Source organism: Leuconostoc miyukkimchii (assembly GCF_019656055.1).
GTDB classification, from domain to species: Bacteria; Bacillota; Bacilli; order Lactobacillales; family Lactobacillaceae; genus Leuconostoc; species Leuconostoc miyukkimchii.
In genome coordinates this window covers 286,408-300,887 of record NZ_BPKY01000001.1, presented here as the reverse complement: position 1 = coordinate 300,887, position 14,480 = coordinate 286,408, and the positions used below count along the sequence as shown (strand labels likewise).

Below are 14,480 nucleotides of genomic sequence, written 5' to 3'. Positions count from 1 at the left end.
ACACAAACCGCATTCAAGAGAATGCGGTTCGCTTTAAGAATTATTTGTTAAAAACAATGATATTAATCTTTCTTCTTGTCAGGGTCAACTTCTTCAAAATCACCATCTACAGTGTTATCATCTGCTGAATTAGCTTCACCTTCAGCACCTTCTTGTGGTGCTGCTTGTTGATAAAGTTTCATGGCCAACTCTTGCGCAGCTTTAGCCAAATCTTCAGATTTAGTCTTCAAATCTGTCAAATCAGCATCATCTGCAACTGCGTCTTCTTTGGCCTTTTTCAAAGCCTCCAAAGCTTCTTGCGTTGCTTTCTTATCGTCATCCCCCAACTTGTCTCCGACTTCTTCTAAAGTCTTTTCTGTTGAGAAAATTAATTGATCAGCTTCGTTACGCGTGTCAACAGCTTCTTTCTTTTTTGCATCAGCCTCTTCATTGGCCTTTGCATCGTTCATCATTTGCTCAATTTCATCATCTGACAAACCACCAGCAGCCTGAATTGTAATCTTCTGCTCTTTTTGTGTACCTAAATCTTTAGCAGAAACTGATACAATACCGTTACGATCAATATCGAATGTCACTTCAATTTGTGGTACACCACGTTGTGCTGCAGGAATATCTGATAATTGGAAACGACCCAACGTCTTGTTATCTGCAGCCATTGAACGTTCACCTTGCAAAACATGAATATCTACGGCTGGTTGGTTATCAGCAGCTGTTGAGAACACTTGTGACTTTGATGTTGGAATAGTTGTGTTGCGATCAATCAGCTTTGTGAACACACCACCCATAGTTTCGATACCAAGTGATAATGGTGTGACATCCAACAAAACAACATCCTTAACATCACCACTAATAACACCACCTTGAACGGCAGCACCCAAAGCAACAGCTTCATCTGGATTGATTGAATGGTTTGGTTCTTTACCAGTCAACTTCTTAACAGAATCTTGCACAGCTGGAATACGTGTTGATCCACCATTCAAGATAACTTCATCGATATCTGAAAATGACAAACCAGCATCCTTCAAAGCATTCAAAACGGGTTGTTCTGCCTTCTTGATTAAGTTAGCAGTAATCTCATTAAACTTTGCACGAGACAATGATGTTTGCAAATGCAAAGGACCTTGATCACCTGAGGCGATAAATGGCAAATCAATTTGTGCTTCAGTTGCTGAAGATAGTGTCTTCTTAGCTGATTCAGCAGCATCCTTTAAACGTTGTAATGCAAGCTTATCTGCTTTCAAATCAACACCATTATCAGTCTTGAATTGTGCTGCTAGATAATCGATCACCGCATTATCAAAATCATCACCACCAAGATGTGTGTCACCATTAGTTGACAACACTTCAAAGACACCATCACCTAATTCAAGAATAGACACATCAAATGTACCACCACCCAAATCATAAACCAAGATTTTTTCGTTTTTATCCAACTTATCCAAACCATAAGCTAGGGCTGCGGCTGTTGGTTCGTTGATGATACGTTCAACTTCCAAACCAGCAATTTTACCTGCATCTTTGGTAGCTTGACGTTGTGCATCGTTGAAATATGCAGGAACTGTGATAACAGCTTTATCAACCTTTTCACCTAAATAGTCTTCCGCATAACCTTTGATATATTGCAAAACCATTGCTGAAATTTCTTGTGGTGTATAGTCCTTACCATCAGCAGTAACTTTATATCCAGCTTCACCCATATGTGACTTAATTGAAATAATTGTGTCAGGATTTGTAATCGCTTGGCGCTTAGCAACGTCACCAACTTGGCTTTCACCATTTTTAAATGACACAACTGATGGTGTTGTACGACCACCATCAGGATTTGTGATGATCTTTGGTTCGCCACCCTCAAGGACAGCAACTGCAGAATTTGTTGTTCCTAAATCAATACCGATTATTTTAGACATGAATATATTCTTCCTTTACTTTTGAATTCGTTTTTGTCTTTTTAAGGTGTAGTGCTATATGCTGAATCACCATACATAACAATTAAGTTAATAAAAATTATTTTGCTACGGCAACCATTGCTGGACGTAACACTCGGTCTTGCAAAATGTATCCTTTTTGTAGAACAGTTGCAATTTGATCTGATTCTACTTCATCAGAATCAACACTTTGAATAGCTTGATGTTTTGTTGGGTCAAATACTTCACCAACTTCACCAGTGGCAGAGATACCATTGTCTGTCAATGCTTGTGATAAAGTCTTTAGTGTCATTTCAACACCTGTCTTAATTTGCTGTGCAACAGCATCATCTGTTTCAACAAGCAACGCTCGTTCTAAGTTATCAACGGCCGGTAGTACAGCACTTGCTAACTTTTGCCCATCATATTTACGTACATTTTGTACTTCACGTGCATGACGTTGCTGGATATTTTGAATCTCAGCTTGTGCACGCAACAGTTGATCTTCCAGATTTGATATCTTCTCAAGCGCCTCATCAAGTTTAACTTGTTGTGGATCCACTTCATTTTGTTCTGGCTCGTCTGCTTTTTCTATAACGTCAGTTGCTACGTTATCATCAGTCTCTTCTGCTACTTTTTCATTTTTTATTTCTTCTTTAGCTTCATCTGCCACGCTTGTGACCTCCTGTTTATGTATACTCAATCATTTTCTGACTTAATGCTTCACCAAAAGCATCCATTAACAATACGTTACGTGAATACGCCATACGAATCGGACCTAACAAGGCAATCACACCTTCACCTTGACCCGGTACCGTAAAAGCTCTTGTAATTAAGCTAAATGGTCTCAGCAGTGGTTCATCTATTTCCTTAGCAATTTTAACTGTAACATGGTAGCCTTCTGTCGTAGCTACACGACGAATATCAGATGCTGATGTTAAAAATTCTAACAATTGTTTAACTTCCCTAGTATCGATATCGTCTTCACTAAAGTCTAACACATTCAACCGCCCACCAATATGGACCGTATCACCAATTGACCGTGCCAACACATCCCCAAATAATTGTAAAAAGGCAGCGGGTGTTTTGATTATGCGACTCATTTGCGTAGGCAATTCATCAGACTGCATCATTTTCAAGACTTCTAGCACTGGTCGGCCATTCATCTGTTCATTAATGTATTTAATCATACTATCTAACGAAGAAACAGCTAACTCTCGTGGTAATTTAAATGTCTGACTCGTTACCTTGCCATCATTAGTCACTAACACAGCAATTAATTGCTGATTTTCTAACGGTACTAGCCGAAAACCGGAAACAGTAATGTTCACTCGTTTTGGTTTTAAGATTAGCGCAGTTGCACCTGTTAACTGTGACAAAGTATGAGCTGACTCATCCAACAAATCATCCATTTCATGAAAATTACCACGAAAAGATTGTATAACCAAAGCAATGTCTTGTTGCGTTGCTGCTCGTGCTACCATTAAGTTATCAAGATAATATCTATAACCAGCACGTGATGGAATTCGTCCAGCAGACGTATGTAATTTTTTAATCAATGCCGCTGCCTCTAAGGCAGCCATTTCATTGCGAATTGTCGCAGAACTAACTTTAATATCAAGCTGTTCTTGTAAACTCTTCGAACCTACCGCGTGCGCTGTTTGCGTATATTCGTAAATGATGGCATTTAAAATTAGTTTTTGTCGCTCAGTCAGCATTCCATCACCTCCGTTTTAGCACTCAACAATACTAACTGCTAACAACTATAATAATACACTATTCAAAAAAAATTGCAACCTTTTTAGCACTCTTTTTAAGGAGTGCTAAAATAAAAATACACTCAACCTTAGCCAAGTGTATTAAAATACTGTCGTGTCGCGATTTCATCTTGCTTTAACTGTGATATTAAGTCAATTACATTTGCAAACTTTATCTCACCACGGAGGTAACTGTGCCAATTTATTGTAACATTTTCGCCATAGACTTCTTGATTAAAGTCTAATAAATTAATTTCAACGGTAATCGGACGTGCATCACCAAATGTAACATTTCTGCCAATACTTGCCATACCTAAGTGCCAATCACTACCAATCATTACCTCGACAATATAGATACCAATAGCAGGCAAGTGTTCCAACTCCGGTGTTTTAATATTAATCGTTGGGAAACCAAGTTCCCTGCCACGCGCTTCTCCATGAACAACAAGACCTGTTGTTTGATGAATATGACCAAGTTGTCGATTAACAATTGCCATCTCTCCATTGTCTAATGCCAGTCGAATTGAAGAAGACCCAATTTTATGTTCACCATCATCAAGTTCTGATACGGATATAACATCAAATCGTTTTTGTGCATACTTTGGTAAATGTATCATGTCAGCTATTTTCGGGTCACCACCATATACATGGTCAAATCCACCAACTACGGTCACAGGATTTAACTGCATAACAACATCATCTACAAATTTTTGTGGTGGTAATGTCGATAGCAAAGACGTAAATTGCATGACATATACAATATCAACACCCAGATCAGCTAATAATTCTGATTTTTTACCAATTGGCGTGATATAACGCAAAGGTTCTGTAAGTGCTTTAAAAACAACAATTGGATGTGGGTCATAAGTTAATACTGCTAGAGGTACATTCCGCCGCTCTGCTTCTATCTTAGCTCGCTTAATAACTTTTTGATGACCAAGATGCACACCATCAAAAAAGCCCATTGCAACAACTTGCTGAGCTGAATTGATTGTTTTTAAAATAGGATAATGTAATCTAATTATTTCAACCATGATCATTCATTAGCAAACACGTAACGTGATTGCCATATGCCATCCTCTTTGTTATAAGCATATACTGCCTTAATTTCGTCACGATATATCAATTGTAGGTATTTATCACTCGCTGGCCAAGTTGTTATTTTTTGACCATTTTTGACAGCAAACCATTCGTCATCTGTAAGTATTTTGCTTGGCCATGTCAATAAATTTTTTATAGGTATAATTAATTCAAGTAACGCAGTTCTCTCTAATGTCATGATATCACTTAGTTCGCTAGCTTGATCGAGTGTCATGCCACTACCTATCGTTCGCGTTAAACTAGTCATTGTCGCTGGAATACCTAAATGTGTACCTGTATCAATAGCTAATGTACGAATATAAGTTCCCTTTGATACCGTAGCTTCAAAATCAAACTTCTGTTGTTGATTTTGGTAGATAACATCGGATGTGCGCTTAAAATCATAAATCATCGCATCTCGAACTGGCCGCTCGACTACTTCTCCAGCTCGTGCATACTCGTAAAGGCGCTTACCATTAACTTTAACAGCAGAAAACATTGGTGGTACTTGCTTGATTTCACCATTTAAATGCAAGATTGCTTGATCAATATCACTATCGGAAAATGGCTTTTGAATAGGAATTTCCGAAATTACAGTACCATCCAGATCTTCTGTTTCAGTTGCAAATCCAAGTGTAATCGTGCCAACATATTGCTTGCGACGTTTTTGCAATTCATCAATCAATTTAGTTGCCTTACCTAGTGCCACAACGAGAACACCATCAACATTTGGATCTAGTGTACCAGCATGCCCTACTCTTTTCTGCCCAACTGCACGACGCACTTTAGCAACAACATCAAAGGAAGTCATACCCCGTGGCTTATTAACAACAATGATACCGTCAATATTTTTATTCTGTTGCATTTGTTCCCTCGTGGTAATGCCAAATATTTTGCCCAGCATATACTGCACCATAACTGATGTGTGGATTTACATTGTCCTCAAAGGTCACATAGACACCTATATTATGATCTGTGTCATGTGTTGTTCCAATCAGATCACCAGCATGTAATTGCTGTCCAACACCATATGTTGCTAGATGAGCATCGATAGGTTCGTTACCATGGCCTTGTAAGTGTACTGTTACTTTTTCATGATGAATACTCTGGATTGTAACCTTATGGGTATCAGACGCCACAACAATGCCAGAGACTGGTGACATAATACTATTACCATCTGGTAAAATCATAAAACCATTGCCACTATTAAGTTGTTCAATCTCATCATCAATTTTCCGCAATTGACCAGTTACAGGTGCAACAACAACTGGGAATTCAGAATTGCGTGCAACATTAACCGCGTTAATTTGGCCTGTTGTTTTAATTCTATGATGTCTACTTTTTTGATTAAATAGATTTTGCCACCAACTCATAAGTTGCCTGCCTTTTAATTATTTTCCGCGTAATTGATTAACATATGCTACTAGTCTTCGCATCCCCTCATCCAAATCAGCATCCGATGCTGCATACGAAATTCGGATATATGCCCTTGCTGCGTCACTAAAACCTGATCCGGGAATAACGGCTACTTTACCTTCTTGCGCCAACTTTAGAGCGAAAGCATCGCCATCTTCACCTAAATCTACGGGTAACTTTGCAAACAAGTAAAAAGCACCTTCGGGTGAGACAACATCAAATCCCAAATTTTGTAACTGTGGCAAAATGCGGTCACGTCGTGCCTTATAAGCATCGCGCATAACAATAGGTGTATCATTAACATCACGTAAAGCCACTAATGCTGCGTCTTGGATAAACGTTGGAACAGCAAATGTTAACGCGCCATGTACTTTTTGCATTTCAGCTATCACATCAGCTGCTGCCAAGATGAATCCCACACGATAACCAGTCATAGCATGAGATTTTGATAAACCATTAATATAAATTGTTTGCTCAGGAATGATCTCTGAAAAAGAAACATGTTCTTGGTCATAAGTTAGCAATGAGTAGATCTCATCTGAAATTATCCATAACTTATGTTTCTTACACATTTCTGCCAATTCAATAATCTCATCACGTGAATATGTAACCCCCGTTGGATTTGCTGGATAGTTCATCAAAATAGCTCGTACCGGAACTGTTGCACTGCTTACTGCTTCATCAATCATTTGTGGTGTTAGTTTAAAACGATTAGGTGTCGTATCAATTGTGATTTTTGTACCATGAGCCAAATCTAATGATGTAAAATAGGGACCATACGTTGGTTCCGGCATTAAAAGACCTTCATTTTTACCAAGCAATGTGTTCAAGACAACGTTAATTGCTTCACTTACACCAAGTGTTACAATCACATTGTCTTCATCACGATAATTTAGATGATACTTCGCATTAAAATATTTAACTGCTTCAACACGTAGTTCTCGTTCACCCTGACTTTCAGCATAATGTGAGCGATTATTGTTAAGTGCTTCAGTAGCTGCAGTTTTGATACGTTCGTCAACTGAAAACCCAGGCTCGCCCAATGTCAGTTTTAAAATATCTGGTATATCTCGAACAGTTTTTTGAAATGCCAATAATTTATCAGGCGCCATTTCAGTAATTAATGGATTCAAAGGTTGTATGAAGTTAGTCATTTTAAGATTCCTTATTTATCAAATTGTCGTAATTCTATTTTAACACAAAAAAACGTTACTCTTAAAAAGTAACGTTTTTTTGTTCACAATTAATTAATTTTCAGAATTCAACTTGCGAATTAAATCTTCAATATGATTACCATACTGAACTGATTGATCACGAACAAAACGTAGTTCTGGTGTCTTGTAAACTGTCAATCTTGCACCTAATTCTTTACGAATCAAACCACTGGCAGCCTCTAATCCAGATTGTGCTTTCTGCCCAGCGCTTGCTAAATCAGATAAAATTGAATAATAGATGGTTGCAATTTGCAAATCCCCTGATAATTCAACACTGGTTACTGTAACATCTTGCACACGTGGATCGTTAATACGCTTAAGCAATAAATCCGTCACATCACGCTGAACTTCTTGTGCCAGACGGCCTGCACGTTGTGGATTAGCCATAACTTTGTGCCCCTTTTCTAAATAAAGAATGATGTTAATCACACTTAAATTATTTTGGTTTAACTTCTGCCATTACATAAGCTTCTACAACATCACCAACACGGACATCATTATATTTGGCAACGGTAAATCCAAATTCATAGCCCATCTTAACTTCATTAACTGCATCTTTTCCACGTTGTAGTGAAGCAACTTCACCATCATATGCAACAACACCGTCGCGAAGAATACGAACCTTAGATTCCTTAGTAATTTTACCTTCTTCAACCATTGCACCAGCAATGATACCCACCTTAGAAAACTTGAATAATTCTTTAACAGCAACTGTTCCAATAATTTTCTCTTCATAGACAGGTTCAAGCTGACCCTTCATAGCCGCCTCAACATCATCGATAGCATTATATATGACATTATAGAAACGAATATCTACTTTATCAGAATCAGCCTGCGATTTTGCAAGAGGGGTTGGACGTACATTGAATCCAATGATAATTGCACCTGAAGCAGACGCTAAAGTAACATCCGATTCATTAATGGCACCAGCGGCTGTATGAATAATATCTACACGCACACCGTCTACTTCTATCTTCTTTAACGATCCAGACAACGCTTCAACAGAGCCTTGCACATCAGCTTTAACAATAACAGGTACAGTCTTCATCGCTTTTTCAGACATTGTACTAAACAACGTGTCTAACGTGACAACTGAGCCTGAATTACGAATTGCTTCTTGTGCACGCTTGGCACGTTCTTCTCCAGCTGCACGTGCTGTTCTTTCGTCCGCCATGATAATAAAACGATCACCTGCTTGAGGTACATCATTTAAACCTGTAACCTGTACTGGCGTTGCTGGTAATGCTTCTTCTAATTCCACACCACGTTCATTAGTCATGGTACGAACACGTCCGTAGGTATTACCAACAACAATTGGATCACCAACGTGCATCGTGCCTTGTTGGACTAGTACAGTTGCAACTGGTCCACGACCTTTATCCAAACGTGCTTCAACTACTGAGCCACGAGCTGGCATATCCGGATTAGCTTTTAATTCAAGAACTTCTGCTTGTAGTAAAATCATTTCAAGTAATTCATCAACATTTTGTCCAAATTTAGCTGATATTTTGACAAATATTGTATCACCACCATACTCTTCAGGAACTAAGTCATAAGCCATCAACTGGTTCATCACGTCGTCAGGATTTGCACCAGGCTTGTCAATTTTGTTAACTGCAACAATGATTGGCGTTCCGGCAGCTTTGGCATGGTTAATAGCCTCAATGGTTTGTGGCATAACACCATCATCTGCTGCTACTACCAATATCGTCAAATCAGTCACATTAGCACCACGTGCGCGCATCTCTGTAAATGCAGCATGTCCAGGTGTATCCAAGAATGTTATTGTTTTACCATTCAACTGCGTTTGATAAGCACCAATATGTTGAGTAATTCCACCTGCTTCACCCTCAGTAACATGAGAGTTACGTAAGTAATCTAGCAAAGTTGTTTTACCATGATCGACGTGACCCATAATTGTAACAACTGGTGGGCGTGATACTAACTTGCTCTCATCAATGTTTTCATCAGCAAAGAACTTATCAATGTCAGCAACGTCTTCTTCTTCTTTAACTTGTGCTTCAATACCGTAATCTGCTGCTAAAATTTCAATTGTATCAGTATCAAGAGATTGGTTTTGGTTAGTCATAATACCAAGTAAGAACAATTTCTTAATAATTTCAGCTGAATCACGGTGTAATAGTTTAGACAAATCCTGAACATTCATACCAATGCGATATTCTAGAATTTCAGGTAATGGCTGCTTCTTACGCTCTGTTACTGGTGCAACAGGTCCTTTTTTAGCTGCAATACGTCGAGATTTCTTTGATCCGCGTGGCTTATCATTACGGCGCGGTGTTTGTTGACCCGTACCCGTTATATTACGCTTACGTGAATTATTTCGAGCCGAATTATTTCCTGATGCTAATGCACCACCGAACTTGCCTGTACCAGGTGTTGTTGTAGTAGCTGGCTTAGCTGCTTTATCTTCTGTTTTTTTAGTTTCAATTGGTTTTGCCGCTTTAGTTTCAGCCTTTTTTGGTTCTTTAGCAGCAGCTACAGCTTGCTTTCGCTTTTCATTATCGCTTACATATTGCTTTAAGCTATTATCTTTTTGTTTAGAATAATCCACTTGCCCTTCACGAGGCTTTGTTGACCAATTCTTTTTTTCACGAATAGCTGGACGACCTTCTGCAGCTTGAACACGTGATCCTGGACGACCATTGCGATTTTGCCCACCATTATTTGAACGATTTTGACCCGAATTACGGTTTGGTTGCTGCCCTTGACTGTTTCCTGAACGTGTTGGCTTGCTTGAACGTTGTGCTGTATTACTGCCAGGTGTAGCTGCCCCATCAGTTAATTTCGCCGCATGACGGCGCTGTGATGCAGGTAACTCTTTGCGTTCTGGAACTGCCTGTTTTCTTGCAGGACGGTTTGACCCTGAGAATTTCTTTTCTTCTGTCATTTAGTTCCGCTCCTTTTCTAAAATTAATTGTTGAATTTTTCGACTAAATCCACGATCAGCAATTGCAAATATACTGCGGTTCACACCAATTGCATCAGTTAATTGTGTTTTAGTATAATCTTGAATCAGTGTTACATTATAAAAATTTGATTTATCAGCAAATTTTTTTCTTTGACTTTGACCGCCATCACTGGGAAAAAACGCCATTTGAACTTTATTGCCACGAATAGCTGTTAATGTTGAATCTGAACCCAACACGAGCTTACCAGCACGCATTGCTAATCCCAATAAGTTTAAAATTTGTTCGTCTCTACTTATCACCAAATAGCTCCCGACGTGCTTGTTGATGATCAATATATGCAATAAGTTCATCATAGAACTCATCTGGTATTTTCATCTCAAACGCTTTATCAAATATTCGTTTTTTCTTAGCTTCAGCTGCAATATCACGATCTAGGCCAATGTATGCACCACGACCGTTAGCCTTTGACGTTGGATCTAGGCTCACATTTCCTTCTTTATCACGAACAACACGAACAAGTTCTTTTTTAGGAAACATCTCACCTGTAACGATATCTTTTCGCATCGGTATTTTTCTAGGTTTCATCAATATCTAGAGTGTAAGAAGCTATTAAAACTTAATACACGTTTCCTTTCTGTAGTTTATTCGCCGTTCTCACCTGTTGCAGGTGATTGATTTGATAATGTGTTGGCTGCTTCGCTTTCAGATTTAATATCAATTTTAAAACCTGTTAAGCGTGCAGCTAAACGTGCATTTTGTCCTTTTTTACCAATTGCTAATGATAATTGATTATCTGGTACAATAACTGTTACTACACGTTCATTTTCAGGATCAAAGATAACATCTGTCACTTCTGATGGATTTAAAGCATTAGCAATGTATTGTGCCTCATCTTCAACCCATTCAACAATATCCATATTTTCACCGCCAAGCTCGTTAACAACTGACTGTACACGTGCCCCACGCTGACCAACCATCGCTCCAACAGGATCTAAATCTGTATCATGTGTGTACACTGCAATCTTTGAACGATCACCTGCTTCACGTGATATATTCATAATTTCAACAGTACCATCATAAACTTCAGGTACTTCTTGTTCAAACAACCGTTTAACTAAATCTGGTGCAGTACGTGATACAAATATTTGTGGCCCTTTAGCATTATTTTCAACCTTGTTAACCAATACTTTAATTCGATCACCCATACGGTAGTGTTCGTTTGGCATTTGGTCATTAGGTGCCATAGCGGCTTCTTGATTACCAGGTAAAGTCATATACAAAAATCGTGCATCTTGCCGGTCAACTTCACCAGTGATGATTTCATCTTGGTAATCAGCAAATTTATTATAAATTGCTTCACGACCGGCTTCACGCATTTTTTGAACAATAACTTGTTTTGCAGCTTGGGCCGCCATGCGTCCAAAATCCTTTGGTGTAACGTCAAAACGAATTTCATCACCAGGCTCATACGCCCGATTAATCGCTAATGCGTCGTGTAAAGAGATTTCTGTGTTTTCATCTTCAAAGTCTTCGTCCAATACCACATTTTTAACCTGCTTAATTGAAACGTTTCCTTTTTTTGTATCAAATATTGCCTCAACATTCTGTTCAGCACTATTGTATTGCTTCTTATAAGCTGCTCTTAAAGCATCTTCAAGTGCTTCTACAACAACTGCGCGTTCAATACCGCGCTCGGCTTCAAGGGCATCGAGCGCATCGACTAGTTCTTTACTCATTCGCCTATCCTCATTCAATTTTAGTAGAGTCTATAATCATAATATCTAATCATTGTTTGAATTATTAAGTGTTATCTAGATTTATCACTATAGATGTTTATGTTAAAACTGGATATCTAACACTGCTTTTGCAATTTCATCAAATTTGAGCGTAATACTTCCTTGGTCCGTCAATAAAACTACACCATCATCTTGTAATGATTGAATTTTCCCTTGCCATTTTTTTTGACCCTCTTTTGCAACAAAGAGTGATACTAAAATGTTTTCATTACTATCTTTTGCCCATTGAAAATGCCAAGGTTGTTTTAATGGCCGATCAGCCCCTGGTGATGAAATGTCTAACATATATGCTTCTGGGATGGGGTCGGGATCAGAATTATCTAAAAACTCATTAACTTCGTGAGTAAAATCTGTCAATTCATCCATTGTAATAAATTGATGATCTGGTTTATCCAGTAAGATTCGTAAAACTTTTTGTCCACCTTCTTTGGTGTATGTTAAATCCCATAACAATTCATTTCGTTGTTCAACAATTGGTGCAATGAGCGCTTCAATCTTCTGCTCAACTTTGTTCGCCATTTATTTACCCTCCCTTGATGAATTTGTAGCATATTGCAAGCAAGTGCCAATCCCATAAAAAATGAGCCGGCCGCATTAGATGTGACCCGCTCATTTACAATATCTATGTAAATTAACAATTTTAATTATATCGTGTTTTTTAGCAAATTGCAAATATATCACCAAATCTCCAACAAAAAAATCACATCACTGTGATTTTTGCTAGTTTGTGAACCTTTATGACCCCATTCGCTTTGCTCATTGAGGCAGTCACTGTATTTAGCTGATGCTATAATAATTGACTTTTAACGTGCCCACGTAACGCTTAAGGTGTAAGTTACGCTATTTGCGAAAACTTAACTTTACCAAGAAGCTTTACGAACACCAGGAATTTGACCCTTGTGTGCCAATTGGCGGAAGTTCAAACGTGACATACCAAATTCACGCATATAAGCATGAGGACGGCCATCAATCCAATCGCGGTTGTGTACACGTACAGGAGATGAATCCTTTGGCAAAGCAGCCAAACCGATAAAATCACCTGCTGCCTTCAACGCAGCGCGCTTGTCAGCATACTTTGCAACCAATGCTTCGCGCTTTTGCGCCTTAGCAATCTTTGACTTTTTTGCCATTTTACTTAATCTCCTTAAATGTTACAACTTTACGAAGTTTTGGTGAGTACTTCTTCAACTCAAGACGATCTGGTGTATTACGACGATTTTTAGACGTCAAGTAAATACGTTCGCCTGTTTCATCATTTCCTAGAACAACGTGAATACGCATATCCTTACTCCTTAGTGTGGTTTGTTAAAATTATTTGCTTGTCAATACAAATAATTATTATACATGAACATGAAAGCAGTGTAAAGCAATTTTATAAATATCGACGAAAATTTGTTCGCACAAAAGCAATACATTCAGTTAACAATTTAATATTTATTTAAAATTTTGTCTAAAATTGCTTTTCCAAAGGTGGTACAACTTGCTTTTTACGTGAAACAACACCTGGTAAATCAAGTACATTGTTAGCTAATTTACTACCAAATGCACTTTCAATAGTTTCAGCTGCATCACCAAGATATACTGCTTTTGAGTTAGAATTCAAAATATCTGTAATTACAAACAAGAAATCTTCATAGCCTTCTGATAACATAGCTGCTTCAATACCTGATTGACGTGACAATACATCATCAATATCAACTGTATTAACCTGTCCAATTCGGAATTGGTGTCCACCTATTTCAAAGGACTTTGCATCCCCATCAATCAAATCTTTATCAGTACGCGATGACAAATCTGTGCCGGCTTTTAAAAGTGCTAGACCATATTTTTCATAATCTTCAATACCAGCAATCTTGGCTAACTCTTCTAATGCTGGTTTATCATATGTTGTTGTAGTAGGACTTTTTAACAATAAGGTATCTGAAATAATTGCTGAAGCCATTAAACCAGCAATTTTTGAAGGAATCTCAACATCAGCTTGCTTAAACTCATAATATAGAATTGTTGCCACAGAACCCCATGGTTTGGCAGTAATGTACAGTGGTGTACTATTTGTAAACGCAAACTTATGATGGTCATAGATACCAGTAACAGTAACATCTGCCAAATTATCAACTGACTGTGCTGCCTCATTATGATCAACCAATACAACAGTATCAGTATCAGCGGACGAAACAACGCGCGGTGCAGCAGTCGCAAAGTAATCTAATGCAAATTGCGTTTCGGCATTTGGTGTCCCTTGCGCAACTGCTTCAGTATCATTACCAGTTTCATTTAATAAATAGCTCGCAGCAATTGCTGAAGCGATTGTGTCAGTGTCTGGGTTCTTATGCCCGAAAACTAAAGTCTTAGCCATTAGTTCACATCTCCTAAAAGTTTATAC

General features: G+C 38.3%; 16 protein-coding genes. All 16 read right to left on the bottom strand.

Annotated features, from left to right (window positions below; all coding sequences use genetic code 11):
* Window positions 1-62: 62 nt before the first annotated feature.
* The 16 genes from dnaK to K5Q13_RS01305 all read right to left on the bottom strand — a co-directional run bounded on the left by dnaK (window position 63) and on the right by K5Q13_RS01305 (window position 14,453).
* A complete protein-coding gene (gene dnaK, locus K5Q13_RS01380) occupies window positions 63-1,907 on the bottom strand; it encodes a molecular chaperone DnaK (RefSeq protein WP_220739094.1) in 1,845 nt (614 codons plus the stop codon).
* Window positions 1,908-2,004: 97 nt separating this feature from the next.
* Complete coding sequence (grpE, locus tag K5Q13_RS01375; protein WP_220739092.1) at window positions 2,005-2,577, bottom strand: nucleotide exchange factor GrpE; 573 nt, start codon at window positions 2,575-2,577, stop codon at window positions 2,005-2,007.
* 16 nt (window positions 2,578-2,593) lie between these two features.
* On the bottom strand, window positions 2,594-3,622 hold the full coding sequence (gene hrcA / locus K5Q13_RS01370; protein ID WP_220739087.1) for a heat-inducible transcriptional repressor HrcA: 1,029 nt from the start codon (window positions 3,620-3,622) through the stop codon (window positions 2,594-2,596).
* Between the two features lie 128 nt (window positions 3,623-3,750).
* Window positions 3,751-4,695: a riboflavin biosynthesis protein RibF gene (gene ribF, locus K5Q13_RS01365; protein ID WP_220739085.1), complete on the bottom strand. Its 945-nt coding sequence runs from the start codon at window positions 4,693-4,695 to the stop codon at window positions 3,751-3,753.
* A gap of 2 nt (window positions 4,696-4,697) precedes the next feature.
* A complete protein-coding gene (truB, locus tag K5Q13_RS01360; protein ID WP_220739083.1) occupies window positions 4,698-5,606 on the bottom strand; it encodes a tRNA pseudouridine(55) synthase TruB in 909 nt (302 codons plus the stop codon).
* Window positions 5,593-6,114, bottom strand: coding sequence for a PTS sugar transporter subunit IIA (locus K5Q13_RS01355; protein WP_220739081.1), 522 nt, complete (start codon window positions 6,112-6,114; stop codon window positions 5,593-5,595). Before K5Q13_RS01355 ends, truB begins: the two co-directional genes overlap by 14 nt.
* A gap of 18 nt (window positions 6,115-6,132) precedes the next feature.
* Entirely contained in the window at window positions 6,133-7,311 is a 1,179-nt protein-coding gene (locus K5Q13_RS01350; protein WP_220739079.1) for an aminotransferase class I/II-fold pyridoxal phosphate-dependent enzyme, read from the bottom strand.
* 93 nt (window positions 7,312-7,404) lie between these two features.
* Window positions 7,405-7,758 (bottom strand): 30S ribosome-binding factor RbfA, encoded by a 354-nt coding sequence (rbfA, locus tag K5Q13_RS01345; RefSeq protein WP_220739077.1) that lies wholly within the window; start codon window positions 7,756-7,758, stop codon window positions 7,405-7,407.
* 49 nt (window positions 7,759-7,807) lie between these two features.
* A complete protein-coding gene (gene infB / locus K5Q13_RS01340) occupies window positions 7,808-10,279 on the bottom strand; it encodes a translation initiation factor IF-2 (protein WP_220739075.1) in 2,472 nt (823 codons plus the stop codon).
* A complete protein-coding gene (locus K5Q13_RS01335; protein WP_220739073.1) occupies window positions 10,280-10,600 on the bottom strand; it encodes a L7Ae/L30e/S12e/Gadd45 family ribosomal protein in 321 nt (106 codons plus the stop codon).
* Window positions 10,590-10,886, bottom strand: coding sequence for an RNase P modulator RnpM (gene rnpM, locus K5Q13_RS01330; protein WP_220739071.1), 297 nt, complete (start codon window positions 10,884-10,886; stop codon window positions 10,590-10,592). Before rnpM ends, K5Q13_RS01335 begins: the two co-directional genes overlap by 11 nt.
* A gap of 56 nt (window positions 10,887-10,942) precedes the next feature.
* The gene (gene nusA, locus K5Q13_RS01325; protein ID WP_220739069.1) at window positions 10,943-12,037 is read right to left on the bottom strand and encodes a transcription termination factor NusA; all 1,095 of its coding nucleotides are present in this window, start codon (window positions 12,035-12,037) and stop codon (window positions 10,943-10,945) included.
* A gap of 102 nt (window positions 12,038-12,139) precedes the next feature.
* Window positions 12,140-12,616 carry a ribosome maturation factor RimP gene (gene rimP / locus K5Q13_RS01320; RefSeq protein WP_220739067.1) on the bottom strand — a complete coding sequence of 159 codons (477 nt, stop codon included), beginning with the start codon at window positions 12,614-12,616 and terminating at the stop codon, window positions 12,140-12,142.
* Between the two features lie 341 nt (window positions 12,617-12,957).
* A complete protein-coding gene (rpsN, locus tag K5Q13_RS01315) occupies window positions 12,958-13,227 on the bottom strand; it encodes a 30S ribosomal protein S14 (protein ID WP_220739064.1) in 270 nt (89 codons plus the stop codon).
* 1 nt (window position 13,228) lies between these two features.
* Window positions 13,229-13,378: a 50S ribosomal protein L33 gene (rpmG, locus tag K5Q13_RS01310; RefSeq protein WP_002815032.1), complete on the bottom strand. Its 150-nt coding sequence runs from the start codon at window positions 13,376-13,378 to the stop codon at window positions 13,229-13,231.
* Window positions 13,379-13,547: 169 nt separating this feature from the next.
* Complete coding sequence (locus tag K5Q13_RS01305; RefSeq protein ID WP_220739062.1) at window positions 13,548-14,453, bottom strand: manganese-dependent inorganic pyrophosphatase; 906 nt, start codon at window positions 14,451-14,453, stop codon at window positions 13,548-13,550.
* Window positions 14,454-14,480 lie beyond the last annotated feature (27 nt).

Bases quoted from the DNA above. Each gene is read 5' to 3' on its own strand.
- truB (WP_220739083.1), bottom strand. From the start codon at position 5,606: ATGCAACAGAATAAAAATATTGACGGTATCATTGTTGTTAATAAGCCA.
- rbfA (WP_220739077.1), bottom strand. From the start codon at position 7,758: ATGGCTAATCCACAACGTGCAGGCCGTCTGGCACAAGAAGTTCAGCGT.
- dnaK (WP_220739094.1), bottom strand. From the start codon at position 1,907: ATGTCTAAAATAATCGGTATTGATTTAGGAACAACAAATTCTGCAGTT.
- K5Q13_RS01355 (WP_220739081.1), bottom strand. From the start codon at position 6,114: ATGAGTTGGTGGCAAAATCTATTTAATCAAAAAAGTAGACATCATAGA.
- rpsN (WP_220739064.1), bottom strand. From the start codon at position 13,227: ATGGCAAAAAAGTCAAAGATTGCTAAGGCGCAAAAGCGCGAAGCATTG.
- K5Q13_RS01350 (WP_220739079.1), bottom strand. From the start codon at position 7,311: ATGACTAACTTCATACAACCTTTGAATCCATTAATTACTGAAATGGCG.
- K5Q13_RS01305 (WP_220739062.1), bottom strand. From the start codon at position 14,453: ATGGCTAAGACTTTAGTTTTCGGGCATAAGAACCCAGACACTGACACA.
- rnpM (WP_220739071.1), bottom strand. From the start codon at position 10,886: ATGAAACCTAGAAAAATACCGATGCGAAAAGATATCGTTACAGGTGAG.
- rimP (WP_220739067.1), bottom strand. From the start codon at position 12,616: ATGGCGAACAAAGTTGAGCAGAAGATTGAAGCGCTCATTGCACCAATT.
- infB (WP_220739075.1), bottom strand. From the start codon at position 10,279: ATGACAGAAGAAAAGAAATTCTCAGGGTCAAACCGTCCTGCAAGAAAA.
- ribF (WP_220739085.1), bottom strand. From the start codon at position 4,695: ATGGTTGAAATAATTAGATTACATTATCCTATTTTAAAAACAATCAAT.
- nusA (WP_220739069.1), bottom strand. From the start codon at position 12,037: ATGAGTAAAGAACTAGTCGATGCGCTCGATGCCCTTGAAGCCGAGCGC.
- rpmG (WP_002815032.1), bottom strand. From the start codon at position 13,378: ATGCGTATTCACGTTGTTCTAGGAAATGATGAAACAGGCGAACGTATT.
- hrcA (WP_220739087.1), bottom strand. From the start codon at position 3,622: ATGCTGACTGAGCGACAAAAACTAATTTTAAATGCCATCATTTACGAA.